Origin of the sequence: Crossiella sp. SN42 (genome assembly GCF_023897065.1) — a bacterium.
Taxonomy (GTDB): Bacteria; Actinomycetota; Actinomycetes; order Mycobacteriales; family Pseudonocardiaceae; genus Crossiella.
In genome coordinates this window covers 161,671-177,012 of record NZ_JAMHIV010000007.1, presented here as the reverse complement: position 1 = coordinate 177,012, position 15,342 = coordinate 161,671, and the positions used below count along the sequence as shown (strand labels likewise).

General features: G+C 72.3%; 16 protein-coding genes and 1 pseudogene. 8 read left to right on the top strand and 9 right to left on the bottom strand.

Translation table 11 applies throughout. The features are described 5' to 3' along the window. Positions 1-3: 3 nt before the first annotated feature. From M8C13_RS10795 to M8C13_RS45045, 5 genes and pseudogenes are all read left to right on the top strand, one after another. On the top strand, positions 4-360 hold the full coding sequence (locus M8C13_RS10795) for a YbaB/EbfC family nucleoid-associated protein (RefSeq protein ID WP_252480381.1): 357 nt from the start codon (positions 4-6) through the stop codon (positions 358-360). Between the two features lie 13 nt (positions 361-373). Beyond that, complete coding sequence (gene eccD, locus M8C13_RS10790) at positions 374-1,747, top strand: type VII secretion integral membrane protein EccD (protein WP_252480380.1); 1,374 nt, start codon at positions 374-376, stop codon at positions 1,745-1,747. Between the two features lie 179 nt (positions 1,748-1,926). Then, a complete protein-coding gene (locus tag M8C13_RS45385) occupies positions 1,927-2,535 on the top strand; it encodes a TetR/AcrR family transcriptional regulator (protein WP_252480379.1) in 609 nt (202 codons plus the stop codon). Positions 2,536-2,695: 160 nt separating this feature from the next. After that, a pseudogene (gene thrS / locus M8C13_RS10780) lies at positions 2,696-3,922 on the top strand (threonine--tRNA ligase); the annotation flags it as partial. Between the two features lie 12 nt (positions 3,923-3,934). Then, positions 3,935-4,408, top strand: coding sequence for a Glu/Leu/Phe/Val dehydrogenase dimerization domain-containing protein (locus M8C13_RS45045; protein WP_305883940.1), 474 nt, complete (start codon positions 3,935-3,937; stop codon positions 4,406-4,408). Between the two features lie 1,112 nt (positions 4,409-5,520). Here M8C13_RS45045 and M8C13_RS10770 read toward each other — a convergent pair. The 3 genes from M8C13_RS10770 to M8C13_RS10760 are packed head-to-tail and all read right to left on the bottom strand — an operon-like array spanning position 5,521 to position 6,869. Next, positions 5,521-5,763: a hypothetical protein gene (locus tag M8C13_RS10770; RefSeq protein WP_252480377.1), complete on the bottom strand. Its 243-nt coding sequence runs from the start codon at positions 5,761-5,763 to the stop codon at positions 5,521-5,523. A gap of 1 nt (position 5,764) precedes the next feature. After that, positions 5,765-6,229, bottom strand: a complete 465-nt coding sequence (locus M8C13_RS10765) for a hypothetical protein (RefSeq protein ID WP_252480376.1) — start codon at positions 6,227-6,229, stop codon at positions 5,765-5,767. A 4-nt stretch (positions 6,230-6,233) separates the two neighbouring features. Then, positions 6,234-6,869 carry a DJ-1/PfpI family protein gene (locus tag M8C13_RS10760; RefSeq protein ID WP_252480375.1) on the bottom strand — a complete coding sequence of 212 codons (636 nt, stop codon included), beginning with the start codon at positions 6,867-6,869 and terminating at the stop codon, positions 6,234-6,236. 130 nt (positions 6,870-6,999) lie between these two features. Between M8C13_RS10760 and M8C13_RS10755 the strand changes: the two genes are divergently transcribed. Beyond that, entirely contained in the window at positions 7,000-7,944 is a 945-nt protein-coding gene (locus M8C13_RS10755; protein WP_252480374.1) for a GlxA family transcriptional regulator, read from the top strand. Here M8C13_RS10755 and M8C13_RS10750 read toward each other — a convergent pair. Continuing rightward, on the bottom strand, positions 7,910-9,331 hold the full coding sequence (locus M8C13_RS10750; RefSeq protein WP_252480373.1) for an FAD-dependent oxidoreductase: 1,422 nt from the start codon (positions 9,329-9,331) through the stop codon (positions 7,910-7,912). The genes M8C13_RS10755 and M8C13_RS10750 overlap by 35 nt on opposite strands. Before the next feature lie 43 nt (positions 9,332-9,374). On the opposite strand from M8C13_RS10750, the gene M8C13_RS10745 reads away from it, so the two are divergent. Beyond that, on the top strand, positions 9,375-10,517 hold the full coding sequence (locus tag M8C13_RS10745; protein ID WP_252480372.1) for a nucleotide disphospho-sugar-binding domain-containing protein: 1,143 nt from the start codon (positions 9,375-9,377) through the stop codon (positions 10,515-10,517). A gap of 10 nt (positions 10,518-10,527) precedes the next feature. Here M8C13_RS10745 and M8C13_RS10740 read toward each other — a convergent pair whose 3' ends face one another. From M8C13_RS10740 to M8C13_RS10725, 4 genes are all read right to left on the bottom strand, one after another. Next, positions 10,528-11,319, bottom strand: a complete 792-nt coding sequence (locus M8C13_RS10740) for a hypothetical protein (protein WP_252480371.1) — start codon at positions 11,317-11,319, stop codon at positions 10,528-10,530. A gap of 145 nt (positions 11,320-11,464) precedes the next feature. Further along, positions 11,465-11,992: a hypothetical protein gene (locus tag M8C13_RS10735; protein ID WP_252480370.1), complete on the bottom strand. Its 528-nt coding sequence runs from the start codon at positions 11,990-11,992 to the stop codon at positions 11,465-11,467. 101 nt (positions 11,993-12,093) lie between these two features. Beyond that, positions 12,094-12,627 carry a GNAT family N-acetyltransferase gene (locus tag M8C13_RS10730; protein ID WP_252480369.1) on the bottom strand — a complete coding sequence of 178 codons (534 nt, stop codon included), beginning with the start codon at positions 12,625-12,627 and terminating at the stop codon, positions 12,094-12,096. Further along, positions 12,620-13,198 carry a TetR/AcrR family transcriptional regulator gene (locus tag M8C13_RS10725; RefSeq protein WP_252480368.1) on the bottom strand — a complete coding sequence of 193 codons (579 nt, stop codon included), beginning with the start codon at positions 13,196-13,198 and terminating at the stop codon, positions 12,620-12,622. The genes M8C13_RS10730 and M8C13_RS10725 overlap by 8 nt, the downstream gene beginning before the upstream one ends. 85 nt (positions 13,199-13,283) lie before the next feature. Between M8C13_RS10725 and M8C13_RS10720 the strand changes: the two genes are divergently transcribed. Then, on the top strand, positions 13,284-14,498 hold the full coding sequence (locus M8C13_RS10720) for an FAD-dependent monooxygenase (protein ID WP_252480367.1): 1,215 nt from the start codon (positions 13,284-13,286) through the stop codon (positions 14,496-14,498). 1 nt (position 14,499) lies between these two features. Here M8C13_RS10720 and M8C13_RS10715 read toward each other — a convergent pair whose 3' ends face one another. Then, entirely contained in the window at positions 14,500-15,327 is an 828-nt protein-coding gene (locus tag M8C13_RS10715) for a M55 family metallopeptidase (RefSeq protein ID WP_252480366.1), read from the bottom strand. Positions 15,328-15,342: the final 15 nt, after the last annotated feature.

The following is a 15,342-nucleotide window of genomic DNA, read 5'->3' as shown; positions in this document are numbered from 1 at the left end:
CACATGCAGCCCGATCCCTTTGCCGCCTTCGACCGCGGCGACATCCCCCAGGTCGACGACCTCCTGGAACGGGTGCGCCGCCAGCAGGAGGAGATCGAGCGCATCCAGCGCAACGTGGAGAGCATGCTGGTGCAGGGCCGTTCCCAGCGCGACGAGGTCACCGTCACCGTGCAGGGCACGGGCCGGGTCACCGAGGTGCTCATCGACCCGCAGCAACTGCGCCGCAGCGACGCCCGCGAACTGGGCGAGCACGTCGCGGAGGCGGTCAACGACGGCCTGCGCCGGGTCGCCGAGGCCAGCACGGCCCGGTTCGCCCCGGTGATCGAGTCCGCCGCCCGCACGGAGAACTTCCAGTTCTGACAAGGACACTCGCATGACGCCGACGGCCAGGCGGGTCACCGTGGTGACCCCGCGCGCCCGGATGGACCTCGCTCTGCCCATGGCCAGCACGGTCGCCGAGCTGGTGCCCCAACTCATCCGCCTGGCCGGCGCCCAGGACCTGCCCACCGGGGCGGGTCCTGGCTGGGGCCTGTCCCGGCTCGGCGAGGCCGCGCTGGCCCCCGGCCTGACCGTGGCCGCCGCCGCGGTCCGCGACGGCGAGGTGCTCTACCTCAACCCGCGCGAGCGCTACGAGACCCCGCTGCTCTTCGACGACGTCGTGGACGCCATCGCCAGCTCCGCCACCGCCCGCTCCGGCGCCTGGCAACCCCAGGTCGGCCGCGTCCTCGGCCTGGCCGCCGCGGCCATCCTGCTCGGCGGCGCCGCCCTGCTGGCCACCACCGCACTGACCGGGAACCTGTTCGCCCCCATCGTCTCCGGCGTGCTCGCGGTGGTCCTGCTGCTCATCGGCGGCGCGCTCACCCGCGCCTACACCGACCTGGGCGCGGGCAGCGCCTGCACCGCCATCGGCGCCCTGCCCGCCCTGCTGGCCGGCATGTCCGCGCTGCCGCCCCACCAGCCGCTGCCGCTGCGCCCGGAGTCCCTGGCCCTCGGCCTGGCCGCACTGACCCTCTACGCCGCCATCGCCGCGGTCCTGCTGGCCCACCGCCTGGCCTGGTTCGGCGCCCTGGCCATCGCGGCCGCCCTGGGCGCGCTCACCGCCGCCACGGTGCTGCTGTTCGACTTCGACCCCGGCCACGCCGCCGCCGTCACCCTCCCGCTGGTCACCGCGCTCGGCGCGGCCGCCCCGATGATCGCGCTGCGCTTCGCCCGGCTGCCGCTGCCCACGGTCCCGGCCGACATGAAGTCCTTCCGCGCCGACGAGAAACCCGCACTGGGCCCCGACGTCCTCGGCCAGACCACCGCCGCGGAGGAGATCCTCACCGGCCTGCTGGCCGCCTTCGGCGCGGTGGTCCTGGGCTGCGCGGTGGTGCTGACCAAGTCCGACTCGATGTGGCCCGCCCTGCTGGTCGGCGTCACCAGCCTGGCCTGGGTGCTGCGCTCCCGCACCTACGCCGGCACCCTGCAACGGATCGCGGTGATCAGCACCGGACTGGGCGGCCTCGGCGTGCTCGCGGTCTGGCTGAGCCGGTCGCTGCCGGTTCCGTGGCTGCTGGCCACCGCGGCGGCCGTCGCGGTCGGCGGGGGAGTGTCGATCAGCTACGCCGCCCGCGTCGTGCGCGGCAAGCACTCGCCACAGGGCGCGCGACTGCTGGACGCCCTGGAGTACACGCTGCTGATCTCGGTCGTACCGCTGGCGGGTGCGGTGCTCGGCATCTACAACGCAATCCGCGACGCCGTGGGCTGACCCAGCCCCAGCCCGCGTCACGCTTCGCTGCCCCATCCCGCCGCTCGTCCCGCCATCGCCTCCCTCGTGGCAAAAAGCTTCGTCCTCCCGATAACTTCAGTGCCGAGTGAAAATAATCCCTTTACGAACCCTAACCCCCAACCCGCAAGGACCTGGGCCAAAGCGGTTAGAGTGATCAGGTGTCGAACAGGCAGAACGGTGGACGCCGCCACGACATCCTCCGTGCGACGATCGAACACATCCGCACCAGGGGAATCGCTGCCACACGCCCGGCGGACATCGCAGCCTCGCTGGGCATCAGCACCGCGCTGGTCTTCTACCACTTCGGCACCATCGAGAACCTGATCGCCGAGGCCTTCTCCGCCGCCGCCGAGCACGACCTGGCCCGCCTGGCCGAGCTGCGTGCCGCCGGCAACGCCCTGTCCCGCCTCGCCGCGGTGCTGCGCTTCTACGCGCCCACCGGCGATGCCACCGGCTGGGTGCTCTGGATCGAGGGCTGGGCCGCCTCGCTGCACGATGACAACCTGCGCAAGGTCGCGCAGAACCTGGACCTGCGCTGGCGGGAAGCGGTCGAGGAGCTGATCAATGAGGGCGTGGCCGAGGGCACGTTCGTCTGCCCCGACCCGCGCGGCGCGGCCTGGCGGATGACCTCGCTGCTGGACGGCCTCGCGGTGCAGTTGGTCGCGCGGCAGGGCACGGTCCGGCCGGAGGACCTGACCGGGTGGCTGCACGAGGCGGTGGCCAGGGAGCTGGGCATCAGCGCGGACAAACTCGGCGCACTGGTCTGAGCCGGTCTGCTACGGTGATCGACATGCAGCGCGCCAACGCGACTACGACGCCGGAGTACGTCCCGGCGCGCTGACAGCATGACTTGACGCGAAGCCCCGGGGCGGGTGCCCCGGGGCTTCGCCATGTGGTCACCCGCTCTCCGCATCCTGCGAGGAGACCACGATGCCTGACCACCGCAAGCTCGGCCGCGAGCTGAACCTGTTCGACTCCGACCCGCTGATCGGCGCGGGCCTGCCGTACTGGCTGCCCGACGGCGCGGCGATCCGGCACAGCCTGGAGGAGTACATCCGCTCCGCCGAGCTCCGCGCCGGCTACCAGCACGTCTACTCCCCGGTGCTGGCCAAACGCGAGCTCTACGAACGATCAGGGCACTGGGACCACTACCGCGAGGACATGTTCCCGCCCATGGATCTAGGCGGTGACAAGATGGTGCTGCGCCCCAGCCTCTGTCCACATCACGCGCTGATGTACCGCTCCCGCGCGCACAGCTACCGCGAGCTGCCGCTGCGGCTGGCCGAGCTCGGCGGCATGTACCGCGCGGAACTCTCCGGCGTGCTGGGCGGCCTGACCAGGGTGCGCGCCATCCAGCTCAACGACGCGCACATCTTCTGCACCCTGGACCAGGTCGCCGAGGAAGCGGCCGCCGCGCTGGAGCTGATCCGCAAAGCCTATGCCGCACTGGACATCCAGGACGCCCGCTACCGGCTCTCGCTGCCCGGCGCGGGCGGCAAGTACGTCGCCGGGGCGGACATGTGGCAGCGCGCGGCCGCGATCCTGCGCGAGGTCCTCGACGCCGCGGGCATCGACTACGAGGCGGTGGAAGGCGAAGCGGCCTTCTACGGCCCCAAGATCGACATCCAGATCGCGGACAGCGCGGGCCGCGAGTCCACCCTGTCCACCGTCCAGGTCGACTTCTACCAACCGGAGCGGTTCGACCTGCACTACATCGGCCCTGACGGCGGACGGCACCGGCCGGTCATGGTGCACCGCAGTGTGATCGGCAGCGTGGAGCGGGCGGTGGCCCACCTGATCGAACGCCACGGCGGCGCCTTCCCACCCTGGCTGGCCCCGCGCCAGCTGGCGATCCTGCCCATCTCGCCGGAGGAGGAGCCGCCCGCCGCCAAGCTGCTGCGCCGCTGCCGCGACCTCGGCCTGCGCGCGGAGGTGCTGGAACCGGGGGAGGGGTCGCTCGGCGCCCGGATCCGCGCCGCCCGCCTAGCCCCGTACCAGGCGGTGATCGGCGCGCGAGAGGCGGCCGAGGGTCAGGTCGCCCTGCGCCTGCGTGACGGCCGTCGGCTGGACGCCATGCCCGCGGAAGACTGCTTGCGCAGGGTGCAAGCGGTGGTGCGGGCGCACAGCCCGGAGCTCTGGGAGGACGTCGGTTGACGTCGCCGGTCGATGATCGATGTCATCCAGCAGTCGGCCGCCCCGGCGCGGAAGCAGGCCAGTGATGATCGCGCTCCCTTACTCGAACTGACCTGGACCGACCCGATCACCGGCAAACGCGGCTTCCTGGTCATCGACCGCCTGGTTCGCGGTGTGTGCAGCGGCGGCCTCCGCCCGTGCGAAGGCTGCACCCTGTCCGAGGTCCGGGCCCTGGCCCGCGGCATGACCGCCAAGGAAGCCCTCAACTACGACCCCGCCGCGCGGTCCCTCCCGCTCGGCGGGGCCAAGGGCGGCATCAACTGCAGCCCCTACGACCCAGCGTCCCGCCAAGTCCTGCGCCGCTACCTGGAAGCCGTCCGCCCGTACCTGGAAACAACCTGGGCCACCGGCGAAGACCTCGGCCTGCGCCCAGCCGTCCCGTCCCGCCCGGACAGGGTTTCCCAGCCGCTCCGCCCGGCTCAGCCCCCGGCGTCCACACCCGCCTAGCCTCCGCAGCCCAGCTCGAACCTCCGCCGCGCCGCCAACCCTCACCCGCCAACCCTCATCCGCCAAGCCGCCCCACCAAGCGTCGCCCGGCCAGCCTGGCCCGCCGCGCCCGGCTTCCGATGTCTCGCGAGTTCCGGCTTCCGCGCTCACCCGAGCTGCGGCTGCACTCACGTTGGCTCGCGCGAGCCGAAGTCCCAGCACCACGCTGGAACTCCTCCGCGAGCCGGGGCCAGACCACGCTGGCCGCCCCGGCCGGGGCGGGCGGGGCCACGGGCGTGGTGCCCACGCGCCACGGCGTGGGCGCGGTGCCGGAGCGAGCCGGTGGCCGGCAGGGCTCGCTGGCTGGCCGATGTCCGGCCGATCTCTCCCCGGTGCGGGGCCGAGTGAGCCGGGGCCGGGACCGGGGGAGGAGTGGTCGCTGTCGCCCCTGACGGGGTCCGCCGCCGCCACCGTTCCTCTGCGGAACGCTCGAACCCCGGTTTTGGTTGCCTTTCGTTTTGGATCACTGTCGCTCGATCGGGTCAAATGCGCCGTGTCGACTACCGCGCCTGGACCATAACCGCACTTCAGTGGCCTGATTCTACCTCCCCGATCTCACCCGCCGGATTCCGGATCGGAACGCCGCCGGTACCGGTCGACCCACCTCTTGATGGTGTGCCGGAACAGCCATGCCAACACCACGGTCACTAACAAAATCTCATCTCCTCCGATAATTTCAGTGAAAATCGAAACTAAGCCGTCCAGAACAGCAACAACCCACAAACAGCATCGAGGCCCGAGGAGGGACCACGCCGAGCGAACCCGGCTCGGGCTGATGAAGGAGGTACTCAGACTCGGCGGAACGAGCGGCGTCCGGCTTCGTCCGCGACCCAGCAGATCGACTTCGCCAAGGAAGGCGACGAGGTTCGCGCTACTGGCGTTGCGCTCCGCAGGGAAAGCGATGGTGGCCGGTGAACCGGGGCCGCTTTGCCGAAAGGTGTTGCGGCGCAAGGGGTCGGGCGGGTCGGCCCGGCGAGTGTATCGATCAGATCGCGGCCCAGCTCAAGATCATGGGGATGGTGCCGGTGTGGGGATCCTGGGCGCGACCGCGGTGGACGAGGGGGCTGGCCGGTTTAGCGTTGCTGGAGGCGGCGCAGGGCGAGGTAGCCGCCGATGGCGGGGATGAAGGCTAGTAGGCGGGTGCGGGGCGGGGTGTTCTCGATCAGCAGGCAGGCTGCGATGACCAGTAGGTAGGCGGTGCCGTGCAGTGGGCCGGTGAGTGCGCTGACCGGGCGCCAGTGCACCGTCACCAGGTTCAGCAGGAGTACCGCGATCGTGATCATCTCGGCCAGGGCGGCGTAGCGGAGCAGGCGCATGTCAGGCTCCTGTGGTCGAGCCGGGGCGGACGATCATCAGCACCACCACGACCGCCCAGAGCAGGTTGAAGACGCCGGTGGACATCCGGAGTTTGCGCAGCACGCCTTGCCACGGCTGGTCGCCTGCGGCCTTGGGCAGGGCGTTGACCAGCGTGGTCTGGGCCGGTACGACGACCGTCGCCAGGACTGTGGCGGCGAGCGCGGTGAGGATGATGGAGACGATCAGCCACGTGTCGCCGAGCACCTTCAGCTGGACGGCGGTGGCCAGGCCGAACACCGGCACCACGATTCCGGCGACCATGTACCCGCGGGTGATCCGGCGCAGCAGCAGGGTCACCGGGACCGCGGGGGCCTCCGCGCGCAGGGCCGCGCCGGCGTAGCGGGGGAACAGGCTGGCGGCGACGGTGACCGGGCCGATCAGCACGATGGCGGCGAGCACGTGCACGCTGAGCAGGAACTTCGTCATCGGCTCAGCCCGTCGTCACCGCGTCGGCGCGCCAGACCACGCCGCGGCGTTCGTGTTCGAACAGGGTCTCGATGGCGAAGGCGGTTTCCGCGCCGAGGAAGCGTTCGACCAGGTGCAGGGCGAGGTCCAGGCCGGAGGTGACGCCGCCCGCGGTGACCAGGTCGCCGTCGTCGACGACCCGGGCGGGCACCACGACCGCGCCGAAGGCGGCCAGTGCTGCCAGGCCGGCGCGGTGGGTGACCGCGGGGCGGTCGGTGAGCAGGCCCGCCGCGCCGACCAGCAGCGATCCGCCGCAGACGGTGCCGAGCACGGTGCCGGGGCGGGCGGTGAAGGTGTGCAGCGCCTGGTGCAGGGCGGGGGTGAGGGCGGCGGTGAGCCGGTCGGTGATCTCGGTGGCGCCGTTGGCCATGGAGCCCGCGGCGCCGGGGATGATCAGCAGGTCGGCGCGGTCGGGGTCGAGGGCGGCTTGGGCGTGCAGGGTGAGGCCGTTGCCGCTGACGACCGTGGTGGCGGTGCCGACGGTGACGAGCTGGGCGGTGATCGCGCCGCCGGTGTGGGCGCCGGCGGCGCCGAGCACCTCGTGCGGGGCGATCGCGTCGAGTGGGTCGACGCCGTCGAACAGGACGATCTGGGCGAGCATGGTGATCCTTTTCCCTTGGGGTCGGTGATCACTGTGGCGGCTGGGCCCGCGGGGCGCGAGTGGCTGGAAAGCCAATAACCGCCTACTTCTCGCCAAGTCGCTGACCTGCGGCGATGGGTATGGTGTGGTCATGCGGGTGGTGGCTGTTGTGGCGTTGAACGATGTGGTGCCCTCGGATCTGGCCATTCCGTGTGAGGTGTTCGAGCGAACCCGGCTGCCCGACGGCCGGCCCGCCTACCAGGTGCGGGTGTGCTCGGCCGGGGGTGTGGTGGATGCCGGGATGTTCGAGGTGCGCACCCGCTGGGACCTGAGCGCGCTGGCCGGGGCGGACACGGTGATAGTTCCCGGCGTTCGCGATGTCAGCCTTCCGGTGGACCCGGCGGTGCTGGCCGCGTTGCGGGCGGCCGTGGCGGCCGGGGCGCGCGTCGCCTCGATCTGTTCGGGGGCGTTCGTGCTGGCCGAGGCCGGGGTGCTGGACGGGATGCGGGCCACCACGCACTGGCTGGGCGCGGCCGCGCTGGCCCGGCGGTATCCCACGATCGAGGTGGACCCCGATGTGCTGTTCGTGGACAACGGGCAGGTCCTGACCTCCGCGGGCGCGGCGGCGGGGATGGACCTGTGCCTGCACATGGTGCGGCGGGACCACGGTGCGGCGGTGGCCGCGGACGTGGCCCGGCTTTCGGTGATGCCGTTGGAGCGCGCCGGTGGGCAGGCGCAGTTCATCGTGCACTCCGATCCGGCCCCGGACGGTGGTTCGCTGCAGCCGTTGCTGGTGTGGCTGGCGGAGAACCTGGAGCGCCGGTTGACGCTGGATGACCTGGCCAGGCAGGCGCGGTTGAGCACCCGGACGTTGAGCCGTCGTTTCCGCGAGCAGACCGGCACCACGCCGTTGCAGTGGATCATGCGGGAGCGGTTGCGGCGGGCCCAGCACCTGCTGGAGACCACCGGTCTTTCGGTGGACCGGATCTCCGCGCAGGTGGGGTTCGGTTCGCCGACGGCCTTCCGGGACCGGTTCCGGCAGTTGGTCGGGGTGTCGCCGGCTAGCTATCGGCGGTCGTTTCGCTCGCCGGGGTGAGGATGCGCCGTTCCTCCGGGGTCAGCGGCGCTTCGGGCAGGTACTGGCCGCGGGGGCCGCGCAGGGTCTGCCAGAGCACGCGCGGGGTGAACAGTCGCAGCGGGGAGTCCAGCAGCGCGAAGACCCGGAGGCTGGCGCGCTGCAGGTCGGGGCGGCCGGGGATGGCGGCGATCATGCGGTCGGCGTAGCGGTTGTTGAGCTTGGCCAGGCGGCCGGGGTGGCGGCCGGTGGTGGTGGTGTGCGGCAGGCGCAGGTCCTGGGCGGTGGCCATCCGCCAGGCCGGTTCGGTGACCTTGGCGATGGCGCGCTGGGAGCGGCGGGCCGCGCCGGGTAGCAGAGGGTGGTGGCGCTGCCAGCGGCGGCGCAGGGCGTGTGCGGCGAGCACGGCGGTGGCCATGCCGTGTCCGTAGATGGGGTTGAAGGTGGCGTAGGCGTCGCCGAGCACGAGCAGTCCGTCCGGCCAGAAGCGGGCGCGTTCGTAGAAGTTGCGGTGGTTGGCGGTGTTGGCGAAGCCGTAGGGCGGGGTCAGCGGGGTGGCCGCGGCGATCAGGTCGGCCAGGATCGGGTCGGCCAGGCTGCGCAGGAACGGTGGGTAGCCGTCCTCGTCGGTGGGTGGCGGGTCGTGTTTCGGGCCGACCAGGGTGAGGATCCAGCGGTCGTCCTCGATGGGGGAGAGCATGCCCGCCACGGCGGGGCGGTCGGAGGCGGGGTTGGGTTCGACGAGCAGCAGGGGGAAGGTGGCCGGGGTGCCGGGCGGGGCCTGGTAGACGCGGGTGGCGTAGCGGATGCCGGAGTCGATGTGCTCGCGGTGCACGGCGGGCAGTTTCAGCTCGGTGAGCCAGTCGTGGGTGTGCGAGGAGCGGCCGGTGGCGTCGATGACCAGGTCGGCGGTGAGGCGGCGGGTGTCGGTGGCGCCGCGGTCGCGCAGCCGGACGCCGCTGATCCGGCGGCGGTCGCCGAGCAGGCCGACCACGGTGGCCGGTGGGGCGACGGTGATGCGGGGGTGGGCCAGCACGCGGCGGCGGATCGCCCAGTCGGTGAGGGCGCGGCTGGCGCTGATGATGCCGACCTCGGGGGCCATGCGGTCGCGCCAGCCGGTGGGGCGGCGGACGAGGATGTCGGCGGGGTGGTGCAGCTGGTGGGCGCCGAGGCCGGTGAGCTCGTCGGTGATGCCGGGCAGCAGGTCTTCCAGTGCCGCGTAGCCGCCTTCGACGAAGACGTGGGTGTGGCGGGCCTGTGGGGTGCCCTTGCGGTGTTCGGGACCTTCGGGTAGGTCGTCGCGGTCGATGATGGTGACCGTGTCGACGTGCTCGGCGAGCACGTGCGCGGCCAGGATCCCGGCGAGTCCGCCTCCGAGAACAACGGCGTGGTGAGTCGGCACTGGCACATCCTGCCACCTTTGGGGGATCGGCTCGTTACCGTCGGTGGTTGTGAACGATGTGATGTTCGTGCCGTATGCGGCGCACGGTCATGTGAACCCGCTGCTGCCGGTGTTGCGGGAGCTGCGCGCGCGTGGGTGCCGGGTGCGGGTGCTGGTGGGGCCGGCTTTCGTTGAGGTGGTGGCGGCCACCGGGGTGGAGGTGGTGGCGGTGCCGGTGGGGTTCGAGACCTGGGTGCCGGAGCGGTTCCGGTGGGCGGAGCTGCGGCGGCTGGGGCGCTCGGCGCGGACCCGGTGGCGGTCGGACTCGGCGGGGAAAGCGTTGCTGCGTCAGGAGATCGCGCGTCGTCGGCCGGATGTGGTGGTGTGGGACGCGATGAGCGGGTGGGCCGGTCGGCTGGCCAGGGCGGCCGGGGTGCCGGCCATGGTGTGGAGCACGACCTACGCGGTCAACGACGCGGTGCTGGCCGAGACCGCCCGGCACCGCTACGGCGAGCTGGCCGCCCCCCTGGCCCGGGGTGCCCGGTTGGCGCGGCTGGCGCCCGCGGCGCGGGGGGTGGATCCGGTGCTGGTGACCACGATGCCGGAGCTGCAACCGGCGCGGGCGAGCTTCCCGTCCCGGTTCCACTTCGTGGGTCCACTGCTGGGTGAAGCTGACCGCGGCAGGGAACCTTTGCCGTGGGCGGAGATCGAGGCGCGGCCGGTGCTGCTGGTCTCGCCGGGCACGGTGTTCGCGCGGGGTCCGGGGTTCTTCCAGGCGGCGGCGGAGGCTTTCGCGGACACTGACTGGCTGGTGTTGCTGGCCACCGGTGCGACCGATCCGGCTGAGCTGGGTTGGTTGCCGGACAACGTGATCGCACGCCGGCGGCTGCCGCAGCGCGCGGTGCTGGCGCACACCTCGGTGTTCGTGACCCACGCCGGGATGAACTCGGTGCTGGAGTCGCTGGCGGCCGGGGTGCCGATGGTGGTGGCGCCGCGGCTGGGTGATCAGCGGGGCACGGCGCGGCGGTTGACCGGGCTGGGGGTGGCGGTGCCGGTGGCGCAGCCGGTGCGGGCGGCGGCGCTGTACCGGGCGGTGCGGCGGGTGGCGGGGGATGAGCGGATGCGGGCGCGGGCGGCGGAGCTGGGGGCGCGGATCGCGGCGGGCGGAGCGGCCGGGCGGGTGGCGGAGCTGATCGCCGACCGGGGGCGCTGAGCCAGTGGGGTCAGAGGTTGTCGGGGTCGGGGACGCGGAAGCTGTGGGCGGGGAAGCCCGCGGTGGACAGGATGTGCAGGGGTGCGTAGGTGTCGCCAATCCAGACCGGGCGGATGGCCAGGCCGGTGATCTCGCCGGTGATCTCCGGCAACGGGCGCGCGCCGCTGCAGCGGGCGGAGAGCGGGCGGCGGTGGTGGCGGGGGTTCTGCACCAGGTCGAAGCAGGACAGGGTGCTGGGTTCGCCGGGCGCGCCAGAGACCAGGAGCAGGCGGCGGTTGGGGGTGAACACGCCGCCGCGGACCCGGGTCAGTGGCAGTGGGCTGGGGCCGAGGTCGATGTCCCAGTACGGCAGGTGGGCCAGGGTGCTCGGGTCGTAGGCGCGCAGGGTGCGGGGGTGGCAGGCGGTGCTGGTGTAGAGCAGGCCGAGCTGGCTGCCGCACCAGGTGAACAGGTCGGCCTCGGGCAGTTCCCTGGCGGGCAGCCAGCTCTGGTCGGTGCCGTCGGGGCGTAGTCGCCAGATCCCGGCCGGGCCGGTGACGGGCACGTCGAGGTGGCCTCGGTGGGAGACCGGGGCGCCGTAGCCGGTGGCCGAAGCGGGCACCGGGGCGGTGGGGTGCAGCAGGCCGAGTTGTTCGCCGTCGTGGGCGTGCGCGCCGAGGGCGGGGCGGCCGCCTGCGGTGGTGGGCAGGTACCAGCAGAGGTGTTCGCAGGAGGTGGTGGCCTCGGCGCGGACCTCGGTCCAGGCGGCCACGTCCGGGGGCGCCAGGCCTGGGCTCTGGTGCTGGGTGCTGGTGTGGGCCATGGACGGGTCCTTCCGCGCCGGCGCGATGTGGTGGGACCGCCCGCGACCCCCAAAACGCGGGCGAGCCCACCTCATCAAGCTTCTGTCATCGGTGTGCGCCGGTGCGTCGTGGAAACTACGGACATCGGGCGCGTCTTGGGTGCTGTCACAGCTCGATCGGCTCGGGCACCGCCAGTCCGTGTGCGCCGCCGTGCGCGGTGAGCACGTGCAGTGGGGTGAACTTCCCGTCCTGCCACCAGGACCGCAGCACCAGTGCGGTGGTGCGGCCGGGCAGCTCGGGCAGCGGGCGGGCGCCGGTGCACACCCCGATCAGGCGGGGTTCGCCTGGCACGCGGAGCAGGTCGAAGCAGAACACCGTGTTCGGGTCGTCGGCGATGAGCAGCACGCGGGAGTTCGGGGTGAACAGGCCGCCGCGCACGCCGGTCAGCGGCAGTGGCGCCGGGCCGAGCGGGATGTCGCGGCCGGGGTCCGGGGTGTGCGTGGCGGGGTCGTGTGCGCGCAGCCACCGCGGGGCCGTGGGAGCCACGGTGTAGTGGACTCCGTCGTGTTCGCCGAGCACGCCCGGTTGCGGTGGTCGGTCGGGCAGGCCGGGGCAGCCGGTCGGCGCCCAGTCGCCCACGTGCGGGACCGGGCGCAGGGCGGCGAGGTCGTGGCCGATGAAGGTGCTGGTCATGGCGAGTCCCCTCCCGGAACGGTGGCGCCAGGGAAGAGTGGCCGCATCCGGTGGGGAGTCGCGTCGGTGTAACTACGTACATCCGGCGATCGGGTGAACTTCTACCAGAGGTCGCCGTCGCGCCAGTCGCAGGTGAGCAGGCCGGTGCGGTCCAGGGCCGCGTCCACGGGCAGGACGTGCACGGCCTCGGTCTCCTCCGGGGTGGGCAGGATGCCCTCGGGGGTCAGCGCCGCGGTGGTGCCGAGCCAGGGTAGCCAGCCCCGGCGGCGGTAGAGGGGCTGGGCGTCCTGGGCCGCGCCGAGGGCGCCGAGCTGGTAGCCGTGGCGGATGATCCGCTCCAGTGGGGCCATCAGGGTGCCGCCGTGGCCGCGGCGCTGGTGGGCGGGGTGCACGGCCACGCCTTCGACGTAGCCGGTGCGCAGTGTGCGGCCCTGGTGCAGCAGCTGTCGCTGGACCACGGCGGCGTGCCCGATCAGCGTGTCGCCGGAGTACAGGAGGGCGTGCAGGCCGCCGAGGCAGTGTTCCCAGTCTTCGTCGGGGAACTCGCCGTCGAAGGCCAGGTCGAGCAGGGCGCGCAGGTCGCGGCGGGTGGGGGCGTCGAGGTCGGCGGTGTGGAGTACGCGGGGCTCAGTCATGGGTGATGTCCTGGGCGATGCGGCGCAGGCCTGCGGAGAGGTCGGCGGCGGTGGGGGCGGCGTCGGGGTCGATCAGCCATTGCGCCAGCACGCCGCTGAGCAGGGCCTGGTGGATGGCGCCGACCTGGCGGGCGTCGCCGCTGGCCGCGCCGATGTTCTGGAGCAGTTCGGCCAGGCCGAGGCGGGCGTGTTCCATGCCTTGGGCCAGGGAGGCGCGCACCTCGGGCAGCTGGTCGATCAGCGGGAAGATCTCGAAGGTGGCCACCCACATCCGGCGGTGGGTGCGGAAGCTGGCCTGCACCCGTTCCCAGTAGCTCTCGAAGCGTTGCAGGGGAGTGGCCTCGGGGTCCAGCTCGGCGGAGAGCGCGGCCTCGACCTCGTCGCCCCATTCCTGGATGGCGGCGTAGAGGGCCTGGTTCATCAGTTCCTGGGTGGAGCCGAAGTGGTAGCCGATGGCGGCCAGGCTCACCCCGGAGGCGCCGGCGATGTCCCGGGCGGTGGTGCGCGCGTAGCCCTTGTCGTAGAGGCACTGCTTCGCCCCCGCCAGCAGGGCCTCGCGGTTGTTTCCCATGGTCACCATCCTAACCCGCGTCTGAGACACCTGTCTTGCACAAATGTTCTAGACACGCGTCTGAGACACTTGTACTGTCTGCGGCATGACCAAGACCGTGCTCATCTCCGGCGCCAGCATCGCCGGTCCCGCCCTCGCCTACTGGCTGCGCCGCCACGGCTTCCGGCCCACCGTCGTGGAACGCGCCCCGGCCCCGCGCGAAGGCGGCTACAAGATCGACGTCCGCGGTGCGGCGATGACGGTGTGCGAGCGGATGGGCATCCGGGCGTCGATCGAGGCGGTGGACACCAAGGTCCGCGGTGTCACCTTCGTCACCGAGGGCAACAAGCCGATCGCGAGCATGGACGCGGACTTCATGTACGGCCGCGGCACCGGCGACGCCGAGCTCTGGCGCGGCGACCTCAGCCGCATCCTGGTCCAGGCCTGCGACGACCAGGTCGAGTGGATCTACGGCGACTCGGTCACCGCGCTCACCCAGACCCCCGAGGGCGTGCAGGCCGTCTTCGAGCGCGCCGCGCCGCGCACCTTCGACCTGGTGGTCGGCGCGGACGGCCTGCACTCCACCACCCGCGCGCTGGCCTTCGGCCCCGAGCCGGACTACCTACGGCACCTGGGCCGCTACATCTCCATCTTCACCACCGGCCACCACATGGACCTCGACCGCTGGGAGCTGTTCCACAACGGCGTCGGCGGCACCGCCAGCATCTACCGCACCAGCCCGCGCGAGGCGGCCAAGGGCCTGCTGATGTTCGGCGCGGGCGAGCTGAACCTGGGCCGCGATGTCCAGGCCCAGCACCAGGCGCTGCGCACGGCCTTCGCCGGGATCGGCTGGCAGGTGCCCAACCTGCTCGCCGACCTGGCCACCGCGCCGGACTTCTACTTCGACGCCGTCGCCCAGATCGAGATGCCCGGCTGGAGCACCGGGCGGATCGTCCTGCTCGGCGACGCGGGCTACTGCGCCTCACCGGCCTCCGGGCAGGGCACCAGCCTCGCGCTGGTCGGCGCGTACGTGCTGGCCGGGGAGCTCGCCCGCCACGCCGAGCACACCGCCGCCTTCGCCGCCTACGAGCGGATCATGCGGCCCTACGTGAGCGCCAACCAGCAGCTCGGCGTGCACGGCGCCAAGGGCATGATCACCGACACCGCCTGGCAGCGCAGGCTGCGCGGACTCTCCTTCCGGATGATGAAGTTCACCCCGCGGGGCGCGCGCAACCGGATCGCGGCCAAGATGCACGAGCAGATCCAGCACGCCGCGCACGCGATCGAGCTGCCCGACTACCCGATCAGCACCAGGGTGTGAGTCAGCCCCACTCCGGCTCGGTCGCCCCGGCCGCGATCGCGGTGACGATCTTGAAGCACTTCATCGCCTCGGTCATGTCGGGGGCGTCGAAACCCACCCGCAGCACATCGACCTGCTCCACGGTGGGGATCACCGCGGCGGCCATGGCCAGGTGCGCGGCGTCGAACTCCACCTCGATCCGGTGCGGGCCCGGCACCGGGTCACCCCGCCCGGCCCGGTTCATCGACCGCTGCGCCGCGCTGATGATCAGTTCCCACGATCGGGTGGGTGGCAGGCAGATCGCGGCGTAGCGGCTCACGCACTCCTTGACCGCCACCCGCTCGGCCTCCGGCACGTAGGCCGCGGCGTCCTCGCAGCACCGGTCGTCCCCGGTGATCATGAGCACCGGGACGCCGTGCTCGGCGGCCAGCGCGGCGTTGAGGCGGCCCTCGCTGGCCAGCACCCCGTCCAGCCACACCCCGGTGATCGAGTTTTCCAGGTAGGTGTGCGCGAGCACGCCCTGCTGGCCCGCGGCGGCGTGGTAGCCGAGGAAGACCACGCCGTCCACGCCGGAGTCGATGCCCTGCATCATCGACAGCGGCTTGTGCCGCCCGGTGAGCATCCGGGCCCGCACATCCAACTCTTCGATCAACAGGTTCCGCTGCGAGGAGTGGGCCTCGTTGACCAGGATGTCGGTAGCACCACCGGCCACCAGGCCGGAGATGCAGGCGTTGACATCGCCGGTGAACACCGGCCGGAACCGCTCCCAGCCGGGCGTGCCGGGCTTGACGTCAGCGCCCCAGGTCACCCCGGTGACACCTTCCATATCGGCCGAGATCAGAATGCGCACGGTTGATCACGTTAC

Excerpts from the sequence above, each read along its gene's own strand:
- M8C13_RS10720 (WP_252480367.1), top strand. The coding sequence starts at position 13,284 with ATGACCAAGACCGTGCTCATCTCCGGCGCCAGCATCGCCGGTCCCGCC.
- M8C13_RS10725 (WP_252480368.1), bottom strand. The coding sequence starts at position 13,198 with ATGGGAAACAACCGCGAGGCCCTGCTGGCGGGGGCGAAGCAGTGCCTC.
- eccD (WP_252480380.1), top strand. The coding sequence starts at position 374 with ATGACGCCGACGGCCAGGCGGGTCACCGTGGTGACCCCGCGCGCCCGG.
- M8C13_RS10740 (WP_252480371.1), bottom strand. The coding sequence starts at position 11,319 with ATGGCCCACACCAGCACCCAGCACCAGAGCCCAGGCCTGGCGCCCCCG.
- M8C13_RS10765 (WP_252480376.1), bottom strand. The coding sequence starts at position 6,229 with ATGACGAAGTTCCTGCTCAGCGTGCACGTGCTCGCCGCCATCGTGCTG.
- M8C13_RS10730 (WP_252480369.1), bottom strand. The coding sequence starts at position 12,627 with ATGACTGAGCCCCGCGTACTCCACACCGCCGACCTCGACGCCCCCACC.
- M8C13_RS45045 (WP_305883940.1), top strand. The coding sequence starts at position 3,935 with ATGATCGATGTCATCCAGCAGTCGGCCGCCCCGGCGCGGAAGCAGGCC.
- M8C13_RS10755 (WP_252480374.1), top strand. The coding sequence starts at position 7,000 with ATGCGGGTGGTGGCTGTTGTGGCGTTGAACGATGTGGTGCCCTCGGAT.
- M8C13_RS10735 (WP_252480370.1), bottom strand. The coding sequence starts at position 11,992 with ATGACCAGCACCTTCATCGGCCACGACCTCGCCGCCCTGCGCCCGGTC.
- M8C13_RS10760 (WP_252480375.1), bottom strand. The coding sequence starts at position 6,869 with ATGCTCGCCCAGATCGTCCTGTTCGACGGCGTCGACCCACTCGACGCG.
- M8C13_RS10795 (WP_252480381.1), top strand. The coding sequence starts at position 4 with ATGCAGCCCGATCCCTTTGCCGCCTTCGACCGCGGCGACATCCCCCAG.
- M8C13_RS10770 (WP_252480377.1), bottom strand. The coding sequence starts at position 5,763 with ATGCGCCTGCTCCGCTACGCCGCCCTGGCCGAGATGATCACGATCGCG.